The sequence below is a fragment of the Streptomyces minutiscleroticus genome (assembly GCF_014650875.1).
Classification (GTDB): domain Bacteria; phylum Actinomycetota; class Actinomycetes; order Streptomycetales; family Streptomycetaceae; genus Streptomyces; species Streptomyces minutiscleroticus.
In genome coordinates this window covers 302,867-320,842 of record NZ_BMVU01000002.1, presented here as the reverse complement: position 1 = coordinate 320,842, position 17,976 = coordinate 302,867, and the positions used below count along the sequence as shown (strand labels likewise).

12 protein-coding genes are annotated in these 17,976 nt (G+C 71.0%); 8 read left to right on the top strand and 4 right to left on the bottom strand.

All coding sequences use genetic code 11. From position 1 onward, the window contains the following. Positions 1–79 precede the first annotated feature (79 nt). The 4 genes from IE271_RS04545 to IE271_RS04530 are packed head-to-tail and all read right to left on the bottom strand — an operon-like array spanning position 80 to position 3,953. Complete coding sequence (locus IE271_RS04545; protein WP_190188835.1) at positions 80–853, bottom strand: succinate dehydrogenase/fumarate reductase iron-sulfur subunit; 774 nt, start codon at positions 851–853, stop codon at positions 80–82. Beyond that, positions 850–2,790 carry a fumarate reductase/succinate dehydrogenase flavoprotein subunit gene (locus IE271_RS04540; protein WP_190188834.1) on the bottom strand — a complete coding sequence of 647 codons (1,941 nt, stop codon included), beginning with the start codon at positions 2,788–2,790 and terminating at the stop codon, positions 850–852. Before IE271_RS04540 ends, IE271_RS04545 begins: the two co-directional genes overlap by 4 nt. Then, positions 2,790–3,611: a succinate dehydrogenase subunit SdhC gene (sdhC, locus tag IE271_RS04535; protein ID WP_190188833.1), complete on the bottom strand. Its 822-nt coding sequence runs from the start codon at positions 3,609–3,611 to the stop codon at positions 2,790–2,792. The genes IE271_RS04540 and sdhC overlap by 1 nt, the downstream gene beginning before the upstream one ends. A gap of 18 nt (positions 3,612–3,629) precedes the next feature. Beyond that, a complete protein-coding gene (locus IE271_RS04530) occupies positions 3,630–3,953 on the bottom strand; it encodes an Rv0250c family protein (RefSeq protein ID WP_190188832.1) in 324 nt (107 codons plus the stop codon). Positions 3,954–4,466: 513 nt separating this feature from the next. Between IE271_RS04530 and IE271_RS04525 the strand changes: the two genes are divergently transcribed. The 8 genes from IE271_RS04525 to IE271_RS04490 all read left to right on the top strand — a co-directional run bounded on the left by IE271_RS04525 (position 4,467) and on the right by IE271_RS04490 (position 17,972). After that, positions 4,467–6,818, top strand: a complete 2,352-nt coding sequence (locus IE271_RS04525; protein ID WP_190188831.1) for an ABC transporter family substrate-binding protein — start codon at positions 4,467–4,469, stop codon at positions 6,816–6,818. Between the two features lie 556 nt (positions 6,819–7,374). Further along, the gene (gene typA, locus IE271_RS04520) at positions 7,375–9,282 is read left to right on the top strand and encodes a translational GTPase TypA (protein WP_190188830.1); all 1,908 of its coding nucleotides are present in this window, start codon (positions 7,375–7,377) and stop codon (positions 9,280–9,282) included. A 979-nt stretch (positions 9,283–10,261) separates the two neighbouring features. After that, positions 10,262–11,878, top strand: a complete 1,617-nt coding sequence (locus tag IE271_RS04515) for a peptide ABC transporter substrate-binding protein (RefSeq protein WP_190188829.1) — start codon at positions 10,262–10,264, stop codon at positions 11,876–11,878. Between the two features lie 164 nt (positions 11,879–12,042). Continuing rightward, positions 12,043–12,975, top strand: coding sequence for an ABC transporter permease (locus IE271_RS04510; RefSeq protein WP_190188828.1), 933 nt, complete (start codon positions 12,043–12,045; stop codon positions 12,973–12,975). Continuing rightward, positions 12,968–13,900, top strand: a complete 933-nt coding sequence (locus IE271_RS04505; RefSeq protein WP_190188827.1) for an ABC transporter permease — start codon at positions 12,968–12,970, stop codon at positions 13,898–13,900. Before IE271_RS04510 ends, IE271_RS04505 begins: the two co-directional genes overlap by 8 nt. Positions 13,901–13,911: 11 nt before the next feature. Further along, entirely contained in the window at positions 13,912–14,964 is a 1,053-nt protein-coding gene (locus tag IE271_RS04500; protein ID WP_190188826.1) for an ABC transporter ATP-binding protein, read from the top strand. Then, entirely contained in the window at positions 14,957–16,102 is a 1,146-nt protein-coding gene (locus IE271_RS04495; RefSeq protein ID WP_190188825.1) for an ABC transporter ATP-binding protein, read from the top strand. Before IE271_RS04500 ends, IE271_RS04495 begins: the two co-directional genes overlap by 8 nt. Before the next feature lie 241 nt (positions 16,103–16,343). After that, complete coding sequence (locus IE271_RS04490) at positions 16,344–17,972, top strand: peptide ABC transporter substrate-binding protein (RefSeq protein ID WP_190188824.1); 1,629 nt, start codon at positions 16,344–16,346, stop codon at positions 17,970–17,972. The last annotated feature ends 4 nt before the right edge of the window (positions 17,973–17,976 follow it).

Here is a 17,976-nt window from a genome sequence, read left to right as displayed (position 1 = left end):
CCGTATCTCGCCCGGCTCGGCGCCCCGCCCCCTCACGGCCTGCGGAGAGGCCCCGATGCCCGCGGGGACGCCCCGGGGCCTACGGCGACGGCCGCCTCCTGATCTTCGAGCCCAGCCACACCAGAGGGTCGTACTTGCGGTCGGCCGCGCGCTCCTTCAGCGGGATCAGCGCGTTGTCGGTGATGCGGATGCCCTCCGGGCAGACCTCCGTGCAGCACTTGGTGATGTTGCAGTAGCCGAGGCCGTGCTCGTCCTGGGCGGTCCGCTTGCGGTCCAGGCCGCCCTCCTCCGCGGCGTCCAGGGGGTGCATGTCGAGCTCCGCCACGCGCATCAGGAAGCGCGGGCCCGCGAAGGCCGGCTTGTTCTCCTCGTGGTCGCGCACCACGTGGCAGGTGTCCTGGCACAGGAAGCACTCGATGCACTTGCGGAACTCCTGCGGGCGGTCCACGTCCTCCTGCATCATGCGGTACTCGCCGGGCCCGAGGCCGGGGGGAGGCACGAAGGCGGGCACCTCGCGCGCCTTCGCGTAGTTGAAGCCGACGTCCGTCACCAGGTCGCGGACCACGGGGAAGGCGCGCAGCGGCGTCACCGTGACCGTCTCCTCGCGGCCGAAGACGGACATGCGGGTCATGCACATCAGCCGCGGCCGCCCGTTGACCTCCGCCGAGCAGGAACCGCACTTGCCCGCCTTGCAGTTCCAGCGGACGGCCAGGTCCGGTGCCTGCGTCGCCTGGATGCGGTGGACGATGTCGAGGACGACCTCCCCGTCGTTCACCTCGACCTCGAAGTCCTCCAGGCCGCCGCCCCCGGCGTCCCCGCGCCACACCTCGAAACGGGCCTGATAGCTGCTCACTCGTAGAGCTCCTCTTCGGCGAGGTACTTGACCAGCTCCTCCTTCTCGAACAGGGCGAGCAGGTCGGGGCGGACGGGTTCGGTGTTCTCGCGCTCCAGGTCGATCTGGCCGCGTACGGGGTCGGTCGCCGCGAGGCCGCCGGTGGGGTCCGCGAGCCGGCACAGCAGGTTCACGCGGCGCCAGGCGCGGTCCATCGCCGGGTGGTCCTCGCGGGTGTGGCCGCCGCGCGACTCGGTGCGCTCCAGGGCGGCCCGCGCCACGCACTCGCTGACCAGCAGCATGTTGCGCAGGTCGAGCGCGAGGTGCCAGCCGGGGTTGAACTGCCGGTGCCCCTCGACGCCCGCACGGCGCGCCCGTACGCGCAGGTCCGCGAGCTTCTCCAGGGCCTTCTCCATCTCCGGCTGCCGGCGGATGATGCCGACCAGGTCGTTCATCGTCTGCTGGAGCTCCTGGTGCAGGGTGTACGGGTTCTCCGGCGGGCGTCCGTCCGCGCGGCCGGGCTCCTGCCCCTCGGCGGAGAAGGGCCGCAGCGCCTCGGCCGCCGCCGCGTCCACCTGCGCGTCGTCCGCCACGGGCCGGGCGGTGAGGCCCGCCGCGTACGCGGCGGCGTACAGTCCGGCGCGGCGGCCGAAGACCAGCAGGTCGGACAGGGAGTTGCCGCCCAGCCGGTTCGAGCCGTGCATGCCGCCGGCCACCTCGCCGGCCGCGTACAGGCCCGGCACCCCGCGGGCCGCCGCGGTGTCGGAGTCGACCGCGATGCCGCCCATCACGTAGTGGCAGGTCGGGCCGACCTCCATCGCCTCGGCCGTGATGTCGACGTCCGCCAGCTCCTTGAACTGGTGGTACATCGACGGCAGCCGGCGCCGGATCACCTCGGCGGGCATCCGCGTCGACACGTCCAGGAACACCCCGCCGTGCGGGGAGCCGCGGCCCGCCTTGACCTCGGCGTTGATGGCGCGGGCGACCTCGTCGCGGGGGAGCAGCTCGGGCGGGCGCCGGTTGCGGTCCGGGTCCTCGTACCAGCGGTCGCCCTCGTCCTCCGACTCGGCGTACTTCTCCTTGAAGACGTCGGGGATGTAGTCGAACATGAACCGCTTGCCCTCGGAGTTGCGCAGCACCCCGCCGTCCCCGCGCACCGACTCGGTGACGAGGATGCCCTTCACCGACGGCGGCCAGACCATGCCCGTGGGATGGAACTGCACGAACTCCATGTTCAGCAGCGGCGCGCCCGCCAGCAGCGCCAGCGCGTGCCCGTCGCCGGTGTACTCCCAGGAGTTCGACGTCACCTTGAAGGACTTGCCGATACCGCCGGTGGCGACGACCACGGCCGGGGCCTCCAGCACGAAGAAGCGGCCGGTCTCGCGCTCGTACGCGAACACCCCTGATACCCGGCCGCCGTCCTTGAGGATCCGGGTGACCGTGCACTCCTGGAACACCTTGAGCCGGGACTCGTGGTCGCCGGTCTCCCGGTGGTCCTCCTGCTGGAGCGCGACGACCTTCTGCTGGAGGGTGCGGATCAGCTCCAGGCCGGTGCGGTCGCCGACGTGCGCGAGGCGCGGGTACTCGTGGCCGCCGAAGTTGCGCTGCGAGATCCGCCCGTCCTTCGTGCGGTCGAACAGGGCGCCCCAGGTCTCCAGCTCCCACACCCGGTCGGGGGCCTCCTGCGCGTGCAGCTCGGCCATCCGCCACTGGTTGAGGAACTTGCCGCCGCGCATCGTGTCGCGGAAGTGCACCCGCCAGCCGTCCCCCGCGTTGACGTTGCCCATCGCCGCCGCGATGCCGCCCTCGGCCATCACCGTGTGCGCCTTGCCGAACAGCGACTTGCAGACCACGGCCGTCCGGGCGCCGCGTTCGCGGGCCTCGATCGCGGCCCGCAGCCCGGCGCCCCCCGCGCCCACCACGACGACGTCCCACTGCTGCCGCTCCACTTGAGCCATCAGAACAACCTCGGATCGTCGAAGGCGCCCGTCGCGAGCAGGTACACGTAGAAGTCGGCGAGCGCCACGCTCACCAGGGACGCCCAGGCGAGCAGCGCGTGGCGGCCGTTCAGCCTGCTGACCAGGCCCCACATCCGGTAGCGCACGGGGTGCCGGGAGAAGTGCCGCAGCCGGCCGCCGACGATGTGCCGGCACGAGTGGCAGGAGAGCGTGTACGCCCAGATCAGCACGATGTTGACCAGGAAGACGAGGGTGCCGAGGCCCATGTGGCCCCAGGCGTAGGTCTCGTCGCGGAAGGCCAGCACGGTGTCGTAGGTGAGGATCCCGGCGACGAGGAGGGCGGCGTAGAAGAAGTACCGGTGGACGTTCTGCAGGACCAGCGGGAAGCGGGTCTCGCCGGTGTACTTCGCGTGCGGCTCGGCCACCGCGCAGGCCGGCGGGCTCGCCCAGAAGCCGCGGTAGTAGGCCTTGCGGTAGTAGTAGCAGGTCAGCCGGAAGCCGAGCGGGAAGATGAGGATCAGCAGCGCGGGGGACAGGCCCCACCAGGCGCCGAAGACCTCCCAGTTGGGGCCGCCCCGCATCGGCGCGCAGTTCTCCGCCAGGCACGGCGAGTAGAACGGCGAGACGTACGGGGCGGCGTAGTAGTCGGTGTTCGCGAACGCCCGCCAGGTCGAGTACACGACGAAGGCCAGCAGTCCGGCGGCGGTGGCGGCGGGCGTCAGCCACCAGCGGTCGGTCCGCAGGTGCGGGGCGGCGATCGCGGCGCGCGTACCGGTGCGTACGCCGCCGCGCGGAGGATGGGGTTCCGTACCAGTGGCCAAGGAGAGCTCCGGTAGGGGTCAGGGGGCGTGCCGGTGGTGGGCGCCGAGCCCCTCGTCGTCCGAGTCCGTCCACAGCGAGCTGTCGTACGGGGTGTCGGGGATTGGGACGAGGTCGGCCCGCCGGGGCGCCGCGGGGCCCGCCTGTCCGGCGGCCGGGGGTGCGGGGCGCGAGCCCGGCGCGGCCTCGCGCAGCAGCGCGACGCTCTCGCGCAGGTGGTCCGCGTCGGTGCGCACCCGGCGCATCTCCAGCCCGCCGCCGAGCTGCTGCTCCAGACGCCCCACGCAGCGGAGCAGGTCGTCGAGGCTGCGCTGGACGGACGTCAAGTCGTCGTGCAGAGACATGACTTGCCCTCACTTCCGGGGACCCGGCGGTCCTGGGCGGCAACGTTCATGCGCCTGCGAGTGTTGCGCGTCACACCTGGCCGTGGGAAGGGATGTGCAGGGATTGCCGGATCCCGCCGCCCACCGTGCGCCGGGCGCACGCCCCTCGTGCCCCGCCCGCCCCCCGCGCCCGCCACGGCGCGGGCGCCACGAGAAGTCCGCGGCGTCGCGTACGGACCGCGGCGGCGCGTACGGACCGCGGCGGCGCACGGGGCCGTGGCGTCGCGCGCAGGGTGCGGTGTCCGCGCAAAGGCCCGTGGCACCGGGGCGCGGGCGGGCTGAGCGCCGGACGGCGGCCGTTGCGCCGCACGGGTGACCTTCGCCCCGCGCGCCGCCGTGTCGCCGCGGCCGCGCGGGGACCCTCCCCTTCAGTGGGCCGTAGATGTGATCAGCTCCATATACCGCCGAACGTGACCGGTCGCGGCACTCGCCCGCCGCGCGGGAGCGGCCCGGCGAGCCCCGGAGGTAGCAGTGATGTCCCACGACGGCGTCGGGCCGCGCGCGGTGGTGCGTGCGGTCGCGTTCCTCACGGCGGGCGTGCTCGCGGTGTCCGCCCTGTCCGCGTGCAGTTCCGAGGAGGAGGGCGGGCGGCCCACCGCGAGCCGGGACATCGCGCCCACGGAGCGCGACGCCGTCGCCGACGGCGGCACCCTGCACTGGGCCGTGGACGCCGTCCCGCAGACCCTCAACGCCTTCCAGGCGGACGCCGACGCCACCACCTCGCGGATCGCCGGCGCCGTGCTGCCCTCGCTGTACCGCGTCGACGAGGCGGGGCGGCCGCGCCGCAACCCCGACTTCCTGGAGTCCGCGAAGGTCGTGGAGCGCGAGCCCAAGCAGGTCGTCCTGTACAAGCTCAACCAGCAGGCCGTGTGGAGCGACGGCCGGGAGATCGGCGCCGCCGACTTCGCCGCCCAGTGGCGCGCCCTGTCGGGCAGGGACACCGCCTACTGGACCGCCCGCAACGCCGGGTACGACCGCATCCAGAAGATCGAGCGCGGCGCGAGCGACCTGGAGGTCCGCGTCACCTTCGCCAAGCCGTACGCGGACTGGCGCTCGCTCTTCACGCCGCTGTACCCGAAGCAGGTCATGGGCAGCCCCGACGCCTTCAACGACGGGGCGCGCGACGCGCTCGCGGCCACCGCGGGGCCGTTCACGGTCGAGAGGGTCGACCGCGCCTCGGGGGACGTGCGCCTCGGCCGCGAACCCCGCTGGTGGGGGCGTCCCGCGAAGCTCTCGGAGCTGGTGCTGCGCGCGGTTCCGCGCGGGAAGCGGGCCGAGGCGCTGGCCGCCGGCCGCCTCGACCTGGCCGACGTCGACCCCGCCGAGGCCCGCCGGATCACCCTCGCGGGCCGCGCCGAGGGAGCTTCCGGTCCCCTCGCGCACGGTCCCGGCGGCGCGGCGGGCCCCGGCGCGGCGCTGCGCTCGTGGGCGGTCGCGCACGGCACCGACGAGGAGGCGGCGGCCGAGGAGACCACCGCGCGCGCGGAGGCCGCCGCGTACGCGAAGCAGCAGGCGGCGCTGCGCGGCTACGAGGTCCGCAAGTCCCTCGACCCCTCGTACACGCAGCTCGCGCTCAACGGGTCGCGCGGGCCGCTCGCCGACGAGCGGGTGCGCCGGGCCGTGGCGCGCGCGCTCGACCGCGGGGCCCTCGCCGAGTCGGTGCTGAAGCCGCTCGGGCTGCCCGCCGTGCCGGTGGACAGCCACCTGGCCCTCGCCGGGCAGCACGTGTACGCGGACGGCAGCGGGGCGCTCGGCGGCGAGGACACCGCGCAGGCGCGGGCGCTGCTGGCGGACGCCGGGTGGGTGCCGGACGGCGCGGCGGGGGAGAAGCGGGCGGGACAGGCGGCCGGCGGCGGGGACGGGAGGAAGGACGGACAGGGGAGCGGGCCGGGGGAGGCGGACGGCTCCGGGGACGACGGCGCGCACATCGTCGGCGAGGGCGGGAGTGAGAGCGGGAGCGGGGCGGACGGGGAGGCGGCGTACGGGGAGGGGGCGTACGGGGGCGACGGCAAGCCCGGTGACAGCGCCGCCGCCCTGCTCGCGCCCGCGCCGGCCGCCGCGCCCCAGCGGGCGGCGCTGCGCGACCAGGCCGAGGCGCTGGACACGGACGCGTCCGCCCGGCGGTACCACGGCGACCGGGACGGACAGGGGCCGGAGGCGCGGGGGGCGGACCGGCACCTGGCCCAGGAGGGCAAGCAGCGGCTGGGCGGGGCGCCGGGTGCCTACGCGCCCCGGGGCACCGCGGCCCCGGCGGGTGCCGGCGCCCGGCCGCTGGCCAAGGACGGCAAGCCGCTGGTGCTGCGGTTCGTGCTGCCCTCCGGGCCCGGCTCGGAGTCGCTGCGGACGGCCGGCGACCGGATCGCGGGGATGCTGAAACGTATCGGCATCCGTACGGAGATCTCCGAGGTCGACGACGCCTCCTTCTTCAAGGACCACATCGCCTCCGGCGCGTACGACCTGGCGCTCTACTCGTGGCCCGCGTCCGCCTTCCCGGCGACCGACGCCCGGCCGATCTACGCCAAGCCGGTGCCGGCCGCCGACGGCTCGCTGAACGTCGAGCAGAACTACACCCGGGTCGGCACCGACGAGGTCGACCAGCTCTTCGACCAGGCCGTCGGCGAGCTGGACGAGGACCAGGCGCGCGACCTGATGCGCAAGGCCGACGCCCGCATCTGGGCCTGTGCGGGCTCCGTCCCCCTCTACCAGCGCCCCCAGCTGACGGCCGCCCGCACCGACCTGGCCAACGCGGGCGCCTTCGGCTTCCAGACGCCGGTCTACGAGGACCTGGGCTTCCTGAAGAAGGGGAGGACGTCGCCCGGGGCGTGACGGGGCGGACGGCGGGCGTCCCCCGGCACGGACCCGGGACGGCCCGGGCCCGGCGGGGGAACAAGGGACGGCGGCCGGCGACGCCGGCACCGGTCCCGGTGGACACGGCCTGCACATCCAGGGCCCGGCGCGGCCGGGGGTGATCTCCGGTCCCCGGGTGCGCCCGGGCGGCCCCTTCCCTTGCCCGGCCGAGGGAGGGAGGCGGTCTTCGGTCCCGGGTGCGCCCGGGCGGCCCCTCCCCCTTGCCCGGCCGGAGGTGGGCGCGGTCTCCGGTCCCGGGTGTGCCCGGGCGGTCCCTCCCCTTGCCCGGCCGGGGTCCGGACCCAGATGCGCAGCGCGTTCCCGAGAGCCGCTTCCCGCCTGGTCCCGGGCGCGTCCGGGACCAGGGACGGCGCCCGCGCCCCCGCCGCCCCCCGGGGCCCGCGGCCCCTCGCTCCGCCGTACCTGCGAAGGACACGTACCATGGGGTGAGGCCGTGGCACGTCCAGCCCGGCAGGGCCCGCGGGACGCAGACGTCCGCGAGGCAGTCCTCACACCCCGGGAGATACGCCGCACTATGGCCACGCGCCACGACATCCGCAACGTCGCCATCGTCGCCCACGTCGACCACGGCAAGACGACCATCGTCGACGCCATGCTCAAGCAGGCCGGCGCCTTCGCCGCGCACCAGCTCGACTCGGTCGACGACCGCATGATGGACTCGAACGACCTGGAGCGTGAGAAGGGCATCACGATCCTCGCCAAGAACACGGCGGTGAAGTATCACCCCAAGGACGGCGGGGAGCCCATCACGATCAACATCATCGACACCCCCGGCCACGCCGACTTCGGCGGCGAGGTCGAGCGCGGCCTGTCGATGGTCGACGGTGTCGTACTGCTCGTCGACGCCTCCGAGGGCCCGCTGCCGCAGACCCGGTTCGTGCTGCGCAAGGCGCTGCAGGCCCGGCTGCCCGTCATCCTGTGCATCAACAAGACGGACCGCCCGGACGCCCGGATCGACGAGGTCGTCAACGAGACCTACGACCTCTTCCTCGACCTGGACGCCGACGAGGACCAGATCGAGTTCCCGATCGTCTACGCCTGCGGCCGTGACGGCGTGGCGTCCCTCACCAAGCCGGAGGACGGCACCGTCCCCTCCGACTCCACCAACCTGGAGCCGTTCTTCTCCACGATCCTGGAGCACATCCCGGCCCCGACCTACGACGAGGACGCCCCGCTCCAGGCCCACGTCACCAACCTGGACGCCGACAACTTCCTCGGCCGCATCGCGCTGCTGCGCGTGCAGCAGGGCGAGCTGAAGAAGGGCCAGACGGTCGCGTGGATGAAGCGCGACGGGTCCGTCAGCAACGTCCGCATCAGCGAGCTGCTGATGACCGAGGCCCTCACGCGCAAGCCCGCGGAGAAGGCCGGCCCGGGTGACATCTGCGCCGTCGCCGGCATCCCCGACATCATGATCGGCGAGACCCTGGCCGACCCGGAGAACCCGGTCGCGCTGCCGCTGATCACGGTCGACGAGCCCGCGATCTCCATGGTCATCGGTACCAACACCTCCCCGCTGGTCGGCCGCGGCGGCACCGGCAAGGGCGCCGACAACAAGGCGGCGGTCAAGGACCGCAAGGTCACCGCCCGCCAGGTCAAGGACCGCCTGGACCGCGAGCTGATCGGTAACGTCAGCCTCCGGGTGCTGGACACCGAGCGCCCCGACGCCTGGGAGGTGCAGGGCCGCGGTGAGCTCGCGCTCGCCATCCTGGTCGAGCAGATGCGCCGCGAGGGCTTCGAGCTGACCATCGGCAAGCCGCAGGTGGTCACCAAGGAGATCGACGGCAAGGTCCACGAGCCGGTCGAGCGCATGACCATCGACGTGCCCGAGGAGCACATGGGCGCGGTCACGCAGCTCATGGGTGTCCGCAAGGGCCGCATGGACAACATGTCCAACCACGGCTCCGGCTGGGTCCGCATGGAGTTCGTCGTCCCCTCGCGCGGTCTGATCGGCTTCCGTACGGAGTTCCTGACCAGCACCCGCGGCACGGGCATCGCCCACTCCATCCACGAGGGCCACGAGCCCTGGTTCGGCACGCTGACGACCCGCAACAACGGCTCGCTGGTCGCCGACCGCTCCGGCACGGTCACGGCGTTCGCCATGACGAACCTCCAGGAGCGCGGCGTGCTCTTCGTCGAGCCCGGCACCGAGGTGTACGAGGGCATGATCGTCGGTGAGAACTCGCGCTCCGACGACATGGACGTGAACATCACCAAGGAGAAGAAGCTCACGAACATGCGGTCCTCGACCGCCGACGTGGCCGAGTCGATCGTGCCCCCGCGCAAGCTCTCCCTGGAGCAGTCGCTGGAGTTCTGCCGCGACGACGAGTGCGTCGAGGTGACCCCGGAGGCCGTGCGCATCCGCAAGGTGAACCTGGACGCCCGCGAGCGCGCCCGCGCCGCGAGCCGCGCCAAGCACGGCTGATCCGGCCGGTCCCGGCCGGTGAGGCGGTCCGTCCGGGCCGCCTCACCGGCACGGCGTGGGGCACTCCGCGGTTTCGCCGCCGCGGGGTGCCCCACGCCCGTTTCGGGCGTCCGGGACCGCTTCGGGCGCGGGTTCGGCGGGGACGCCTTCGGGCCGGGAGGAGGGCGTTCCCGGCGCGCAGGGGCGGCGAGGGCTCCCCGGGCCGGCGTCCTGGACGCATGCCCCGGACGGGCGCTCCGGTCGTTCCGTGCGCTCGATGTGCCCCGGGCTCTCCGGGCGTTCCGCGTACGTCGGGTGCTCCGGACACCCCGGCCGCCCGGGAGGCGGCCGCCTCCCGGGCCGGGGCGGTCCCGTACGGCGGGCGCAAAGGATAGGGAAAACCCTTTGATGGCCGACCGGACCCCGCGAAGCGGCCGTGTTGCCACTACCTTGCTGTCCGCGTGAGCCCCGCGCGGGCGCGCGGCCCGTTCCGGGCCCGGCGCGCGGACGTGCCCGGCCGGCTGCCGGGCGGTCCGCCGGGGGGCCCGCGGGGACGGTCCGCCGCGAGGTCCGCGGAACGGGCCGTCACGGGTCCCGCCGGACGCGTGACGGGGCGTCCCTTCCGCCGGCACGGCGGACCGGGGCACCCGGACGCGGTCCCCGCAACCCGTTTTCTTCTCCCGAACGTCCGGAATGCGGACACCTGCGACCGATAGATGTGTAACAAGTCCGTTTCGCAGGGATCTTTCTGCAAACCCTTTGTCCGGGTTTTGGAAGAAGTAGGTGGCAGGTGTGATCGAACCGAGACCTTGTGAGTGTGGTCGCGCCCTTGCCCATGGCAGATAGTTAGGCGCGTAGAGCTCGGATCGAGGGGTCCCGCGCTGCAGGCGGCGCCGACTCACGAGCGCAGGGGACACCGGCAGCTTCTCCGTCCTGAATGACGGTGGAATGTCCTGTGTCCTCTCTTGCGGTGAACCAATGGACTCATGAGGAGGAACCCATGCGCGGTGCCAAGAGCGCCAAGTGGGTCGCGATAGCCGCGGTTGTGGCGCTGAGCGCGACCGCCTGTGGTGGCAGTGACAGCGACGGGGGCAAGGCCGCCGCCGACCCGAACGGGAAGTTCTCGGTCGAGGTCGGTGAGCCGCAGAACCCGCTGCAGCCGGCCAACACCATGGAGTCCAACGGCAGCATCGTCACCAAGGCGCTGTTCACCGGCCTGGTCGACTACAACTCCGACGGCGAAATCGTCATGATGAACGCCCAGTCGGTCGACTCCGAGGACAACAAGACCTTCACGGTCAAGCTGAAGTCGGGCTGGAAGTTCCACGACGGCACCCCGGTGACCGCCGAGTCCTACGTCAAGGCCTGGAACTGGGCCGCCAACCCGGAGAACAAGCAGACCAACAGCTTCTGGTTCTCCGACATCAAGGGCTACGACGAGGTCGCCCCGGCCAAGGGCAAGCCCAAGGCCACCGAGCTGTCCGGTCTGAAGGTCGTCGACGACACCACCTTCACCATCGAGCTGAGCAAGGCGCTGCCCTACTTCGTCTACAAGCTCGGTTACGAGGTCTTCTCGCCGCTGCCGGAGTCCTTCTACAAGGACCCGAAGGCCGCGGGCGAGAAGCCGGTCGGCAACGGCCCCTACAAGTTCGTCAGCTGGCAGCACAAGAAGCAGATCGAGGTCGAGCGCTACGACGACTACCAGGGTCCGAACAAGGCCAAGAACGGCGGAGTGATCTTCAAGAACTACTCCAAGCTCGAGACGGCCTACCAGGACCTGAAGTCCGGCAACCTCGACGTGATGCGCCAGGTCGCCCCGCGTGACCTGCCGGTCTACAAGGCCGACCTCGGCGACCGCGCGGTGGACCAGTCGTACTCCTCGATCCAGAGCATCGCCGTCGCCTACTACACCAAGCAGTGGAAGGACGTCGACCCGAAGGTCATCCAGGGTCTGTCCATGGCGATCGACCGCGACACCATCACCAAGACGGTGCTCCAGGGCACCCGTGAGCCCGCCACCGGCTGGGTCGCCAAGGGCGTCCTGGGCTACCAGGAGAACGCGGCCGGCGACGTCACCAAGTACGACCCGGCCAAGGCCAAGCAGCTCATCAAGGAGGGCGGCGGCGTCCCGGGCAACAAGATCTCCATCCAGTACAACGCGGACGGCGGTCACAAGGAGTGGGTGGAGGCGGTCTGCGGCTCCATCACCAAGGCCACGGGCGTGGAGTGCGTCGGCGACTCCAAGGCCGACTTCCAGGCGGACCTCAACGCCCGCGACAACAAGGAAGTCAAGTCGCTCTACCGCTCCGGCTGGGTGCTCGACTACCCCTTCAACGCCAACTTCATCCGTGACCTGTTCGGCACCAAGTCGGACGGCAACCAGGGCGGCTTCTCCAGCAAGGAGATCGACGACCTGATCGCCAAGGCGGACTCGGCGAAGACGCTGGAGGAGTCGGAGAAGCTCTACCAGCAGCTCGAGAAGGAACTGCCGAAGTACATGCCGAGCATCCCGCTCTGGTACTACAAGGTCAACGCGGGCTACTCGGAGAAGGTCTCCGGCGTGAAGTACGCCCAGGACGGCGACCCGATCCTGACCGGCGTTGAGGTCAAGAAGTAACCGCTGACGACAGCGTGAGCCGTGCCGCACCCGCACAGGGTGCGGCACGGTGGCGGCCGTGAAGGCCGGGGGGCCCTTTTCACCGCGTACGTACGGAAGACCCGCAGGGGAGCCGTACGCGTGCGGTGAAAAGGGCCTGCCGCTGTAACCGACATGGAGGCACCATGGGGCGCTATGTCGCACGACGACTGCTCCAGATGATCCCGGTGTTCATCGGGACGACCCTGCTGATTTTCCTGATGGTCTACGCCCTGCCCGGCGACCCCGTGCGGGGGCTCTTCGGCGACAAGGGCGCGAGCCCGGCGGTGCTCGAATCGCTGCGGCACGAGTACGGCCTCGACAAGCCCGTCCTGGTCCAGTACTGGGACTACATGCAGAACATCGTTCTGCACTTCGACTTCGGCACGCAGATCGCCAGCGGCCGCCCGGTCACCGACATCCTGGGCGAGGCCTTCCCGGTCACGCTCCGCCTGGCCGGCCTGGCCTTCCTCATCGAGGCGACCCTCGGCATCCTGCTCGGCGTCGTGGCCGGCCTGCGCGCGGGCAAGGCGGCCGACACGGCCGTCCTCTTCCTGACGCTGCTGCTGATCTCGGTGCCGGTCTTCGTGCTCGGCTACATCTTCCAGACGGTCTTCGCCTTCCAGCTGGGCTGGCTGGAGCCGTCGGTGGTCGACGACACCGACTTCATGCAGCTGCTGATGCCGGCCCTGGTGCTGGCCTGCGCCTCGCTCGCCTACGTGGCCCGCCTGACGCGTACGTCGGTCGCCGAGAACATGCGCGCCGACTACCTGCGCACGGCGGTGGCCAAGGGCCTGCCCCGGCGCCGGATCATCAGCGTCCACCTGATGCGCAACTCGCTCATCCCGGTGGTCACCTTCCTCGGTACCGACATCGGCGCCCTGATGGGCGGCGCCATCGTGACCGAGGGCATCTTCAACATCCACGGCGTCGGCGGCACCATCTACGAGTCGATCGTCCGCCGTGAGGGAACCACGCTCGTCGGCCTGGTGACGATCCTCGTTCTCGTCTACCTCGTCATGAGCCTGATCGTCGACCTGCTGTACGCGGTCCTGGACCCGAGGATCCGTTATGCCTGAGCTGACCACCAAGACCGCGGACGACCCGGTCGTGGCCACCGCCGTGAACGCGCCCGCCGCCAAGCCGGAGAAGACCCGCAGCATGTGGGGCGACGCCTGGCAGGACCTGCGCGGCAACTGGGTGTTCGTCGTCTCCGCGGTGCTGATCGTGCTCCTGATCGTCATGGCGGCCTTCCCCGGCCTGTTCACCAACGCCGATCCCAACGACAAGGACCTGACGCACTACCTGCAGCACCCGAACTACGGCCACTTCTTCTCCGCCGACTGGCTGGGCTACGACGGCCAGGGCCGCAGCGTGTACGCCCGCGCCATCCACGGCACGCGCGCCTCGCTGCTCGTCGGCGCCGGCACCACCCTGGTCGTGACCCTGTTCGGCGGCCTGATAGGCATGCTCTCCGGTTACTTCGGCGGCTGGCTCGACGCCGTGCTGTCCCGGGTGACGGACATGTTCTTCGGCATCCCGTTCCTGCTCGGCGCGATGGTCATGCTGAACTCCTTCACCGACCGCACCATCTGGGTCGTCATCGGCGCCCTGGCCTTCCTCGGCTGGACGCAGACGGCGCGTGTGATGCGCGGTTCGGTGATCACCATCAAGCAGGCGGACTACGTGCAGGCGGCCAAGGCGCTCGGCGCCGGGACCTCCCGCATCCTCTTCCGCCACGTGCTGCCCAACGCGGTGGCCCCGGTGATCGTCGTCGCGACGATCTCGCTCGGCGTCTACATCGGCGCCGAGGCCACGCTGTCCTTCCTGGGCCTCGGCCTCAACGGCGTGTCCTGGGGCAACGACATCTCGGACGGCGGCAACCAGATCCGGGTCGCGCAGTACATCATGCTCTACCCGTCGATCATGCTCAGCATCACGGTGCTGGCGTTCATCATGCTCGGTGAGGCCGTCCGCAACGCCCTCGACCCGAAGATGCGCTGAGGGAGGCGTACGTGACCATCATCGAAGACACCGCCCCGGTGCCCGCCCCGGGCGGTTCCGGCGACGCGCCGCTGCTCGAGGTGCGCGACCTGCACGTCGAGTTCCACACCCGCGAGGGCGTGGTCAAGGCCGTCAACGGCGTCAACTACAACGTGCACGCCGGTGAGACGCTCGCCGTGCTCGGCGAGTCCGGCTCCGGCAAGTCCGTGACCGCGCAGGCGATCATGGGCATCCTGGACATGCCGCCGGCGAGGATCCCGCAGGGCGAGATCCTCTTCCGCGGCCAGGACATGCTCAAGATGTCCGCCGAGGAGCGCCGCAAGATCCGCGGCCGGAAGATCGCCATGATCTTCCAGGACGCGCTCAGCTCGCTGAACCCGGTCCTCAGCGTCGGCTACCAGCTCGGCGAGATGTTCCGGGTCCACCAGGGCCTGTCCAAGAAGGAGGCCAAGGCCAAGGCCGTCGAGCTGATGGACCGGGTGAAGATCCCGGCCGCCGCGGCCCGGGTGGACGACTTCCCGCACCAGTTCTCGGGCGGTATGCGCCAGCGCATCATGATCGCCATGGCGCTGGCCCTGGAGCCGGACCTGATCATCGCCGACGAGCCCACCACGGCCCTCGACGTGACCGTCCAGGCCCAGGTGATGGACCTGCTCGCGGAGCTGCAGCGCGAGTACAACATGGGCCTGATCCTGATCACCCACGACCTCGGCGTGGTCGCCGACGTGGCGGACAAGATCGCCGTGATGTACGCGGGCCGGATCGTGGAGCGCGCCCCGGTCCACGAGCTGTACAAGCGGCCCGCGCACCCCTACACGCGCGGTCTGCTGGACTCGATCCCGCGCCTGGACCAGAAGGGGCAGGAGCTCTACGCGATCAAGGGCCTGCCGCCCAACCTGCTGCGCATCCCGTCCGGCTGCGCCTTCAACCCGCGCTGCCCCAAGGCCCAGGACGTGTGCCGTACGGACGTCCCGCCGCTGTACGAGGTCACCGAGCCGGACGGCACCCCGCTGGCGGGCCGCAACTCGGCGTGCCACTTCTGGAAGGAGACGATCCATGGCTGAGCTCAGCAAGAACGACGAGCGGGAGGCCACGCCGAACGTCTCCGAGGTGGACGTCGTCGACGCCCACTCCGAGACGGAGGCGGTCGCCGCCGTCGAGGCGCCCGTCGACCGCGGCGAGCCGATCCTGCAGATCCGCGGGCTGAAGAAGCACTTCCCGCTCACCCAGGGCATCCTGTTCAAGAGGCAGGTCGGCGCGGTGAAGGCCGTCGACGGCGTCTCCTTCGACCTGTACCAGGGCGAGACCCTGGGCATCGTGGGCGAGTCCGGCTGCGGCAAGTCCACGGTGGCCAAGCTGCTGATGAACCTGGAGCAGGCCACCGCGGGCGAGATCTTCTACAAGGGCCAGGACATCACCAGGCTGTCGGGGCGCGCCCTGAAGGCCGTGCGCCGCAACATCCAGATGGTCTTCCAGGACCCGTACACCTCGCTGAACCCGCGTATGACGGTGGGCGACATCATCGGGGAGCCCTTCGACATCCACCCCGAGGTGGCGCCGAAGGGCGACCGGCGGCGCAAGGTGCAGGAGCTGCTCGACGTGGTCGGGCTCAACCCCGAGTACGTCAACCGCTACCCGCACCAGTTCTCCGGCGGCCAGCGCCAGCGCATCGGCATCGCCCGCGGCCTCGCGCTCAACCCCGAGGTCATCATCTGCGACGAGCCGGTGTCGGCCCTGGACGTGTCGGTGCAGGCGCAGGTCATCAACCTGATGGAGAAGCTGCAGGACGAGTTCGACCTCTCCTACATCTTCATCGCCCACGACCTCTCCATCGTGCGGCACATCTCCGACCGGGTCGGCGTGATGTACCTCGGCAAGGTGGTGGAGATCGGCAGCGACGAGCAGATCTACGACCACCCGACGCACCCGTACACCCAGGCCCTGCTGTCGGCCGTGCCGCAGCCGGACCCGGAGGCCCGCGAGCACCGGGAGCGCATCATCCTCACCGGCGACGTGCCCTCGCCGGCCAACCCGCCCTCCGGCTGCAGCTTCCGCACCCGCTGCTGGAAGGCCGAGGCCCGGTGCGCGGAGGAGACGCCGCTGCTGGCGGTGCCCCAGCGCTTCCAGGGCGGGGACACCCCGGCGAACCACGAGTCGGCGTGCCACTTCGCCGAGGAGAAGGACGTCGTCCACGCGGCCTGACCAGGGCACGCCGCCTTTCGCGGCGATCGCGAACCGGTTCCCGGCACCGTTCCACGGTGCCGGGAACCTTCGTTTGCGGCCTCTGGGATCCGGGCGTGCGCGGGCCGCGGCGCGCGTGCATCCGGGTGGCCCGCCCCCGAACGGGCGAGGTGAATGTGCGTTACATCCCTTTTGTCTCCATAGTGGCCGGAAGGCACAGCGCTCCGGCGCTGGCGGTACGGCGCACAGGAGGAGGCACCGGATGCGTGGAGCCAGGCACGCCACATGGATCGCGGGAGCGGCGGCCGTCGCCCTCGCGGCGACGGCCTGCGGCGGGGGCGGCGGGAGCGACGGCGGCGACGGCTCCGGGGTCCTCAGCTCCTCCTGGGGCGACCCGCAGAACCCGCTGGAGCCGGCCAACACCAACGAGGTGCAGGGCGGCAAGGTCCTCGACATGGTCTTCCGCGGGCTGAAGCGCTACGACGCGAAGACCGGCGAGGCGAAGGACATGCTCGCCGAGAAGATCGAGACCTCCGACTCGCAGAACTTCACCGTCACGGTCGAGGACGGCTGGACGTTCAGCAACGGCGAGAAGGTCACCGCCCGGTCCTTCGTGGACGCCTGGAACTACGGCGCCAGCCTGAAGAACAACCAGAAGAACGCGTACTTCTTCGCCTACATCGACGGCTACGACGAGGTGCACCCCGAGTCCGGGAAGCAGAGCGCGGACACGATGTCCGGGCTGAAGGTGACCGGCGAGCGCACCTTCACCATCAGGCTCGACCAGAAGTTCTCGACCTTCCCCGACACCCTCGGCTACGCCGCGTTCGCGCCGCTGCCCAGGGCGTTCTTCGACGACCACGACGCCTGGCTGAAGAAGCCGGTCGGCAACGGCCCGTACACCGTCGAGTCGTACACCAAGGGCTCGCAGATGTCGCTGCGCAAGTGGGACGACTACCCCGGCGACGACAAGGCCGAGAACGGCGGCGTGGACCTGAAGGTCTACACCGACAACAACACCGCCTACACCGACCTGATGGCCGGCAACCTCGACCTCGTGGACGACGTGCCCGCCTCCCAGCTCAAGAACGCCAAGAGCGACCTGGGCGACCGGTACATCAACACCCCGGCCGGCATCATCCAGACCCTGGCCTTCCCGTTCTACGACGACGACTGGAACAAGGACGGCGGCGAGAAGGTCCGCAAGGGCCTGTCCATGGCGATCGACCGCGACCAGATCACCGACACGATCTTCCAGAAGACCCGTACGCCCGCCACCGACTGGACCTCCCCGGTGCTCGGCGACGACGGCGGCTACGAGAAGGGGCTGTGCGGCGACGCCTGCGAGTACGACCCCGAGCAGGCCAAGAAGCTGATCGAGGAGGGCGGCGGCCTGCCCGGCGGGCAGGTCAAGATCTCGTACAACGCCGACACCGGTTCGCACCGCGAGTGGGTCGACGCCGTCTGCAACTCCATCAACAACGCGCTGGACAACGACAAGGCCTGCGTCGGCAGCCCCGTCGGCACCTTCGCCGACTACCGCAACCGCATCACCCAGTCCAAGATGTCCGGCCCCTTCCGGGCCGGCTGGCAGATGGACTACCCGCTGATCCAGAACTTCCTGCAGCCGCTGTACTACACCAACGCCTCCTCCAACGACGGCAAGTGGTCGGACAAGGAGTTCGACGGCCTGGTCGACAAGGCCAACGCCGAGACGGACACGGGCAAGGCGGTGCAGTACTTCCAGCAGGCCGAGGAGGTCCTGCGGGACGAGATGGCGGCCATCCCGCTCTGGTACCAGAACGGCAGCGCCGGCTACTCCGACCGGCTCTCCGACGTGGCCCTCAACCAGTTCAGCGTCCCCGTCTACAACGAGATCAAGGTCGGCTGAGCCC

Bases quoted from the DNA above. Each gene is read 5' to 3' on its own strand.
- IE271_RS04505 (WP_190188827.1), top strand. From the start codon at position 12,968: ATGCCTGAGCTGACCACCAAGACCGCGGACGACCCGGTCGTGGCCACC.
- IE271_RS04495 (WP_190188825.1), top strand. From the start codon at position 14,957: ATGGCTGAGCTCAGCAAGAACGACGAGCGGGAGGCCACGCCGAACGTC.
- IE271_RS04515 (WP_190188829.1), top strand. From the start codon at position 10,262: ATGCGCGGTGCCAAGAGCGCCAAGTGGGTCGCGATAGCCGCGGTTGTG.
- typA (WP_190188830.1), top strand. From the start codon at position 7,375: ATGGCCACGCGCCACGACATCCGCAACGTCGCCATCGTCGCCCACGTC.
- IE271_RS04490 (WP_190188824.1), top strand. From the start codon at position 16,344: ATGCGTGGAGCCAGGCACGCCACATGGATCGCGGGAGCGGCGGCCGTC.
- IE271_RS04525 (WP_190188831.1), top strand. From the start codon at position 4,467: ATGTCCCACGACGGCGTCGGGCCGCGCGCGGTGGTGCGTGCGGTCGCG.
- IE271_RS04530 (WP_190188832.1), bottom strand. From the start codon at position 3,953: ATGTCTCTGCACGACGACTTGACGTCCGTCCAGCGCAGCCTCGACGAC.
- IE271_RS04540 (WP_190188834.1), bottom strand. From the start codon at position 2,790: ATGGCTCAAGTGGAGCGGCAGCAGTGGGACGTCGTCGTGGTGGGCGCG.
- IE271_RS04510 (WP_190188828.1), top strand. From the start codon at position 12,043: ATGGGGCGCTATGTCGCACGACGACTGCTCCAGATGATCCCGGTGTTC.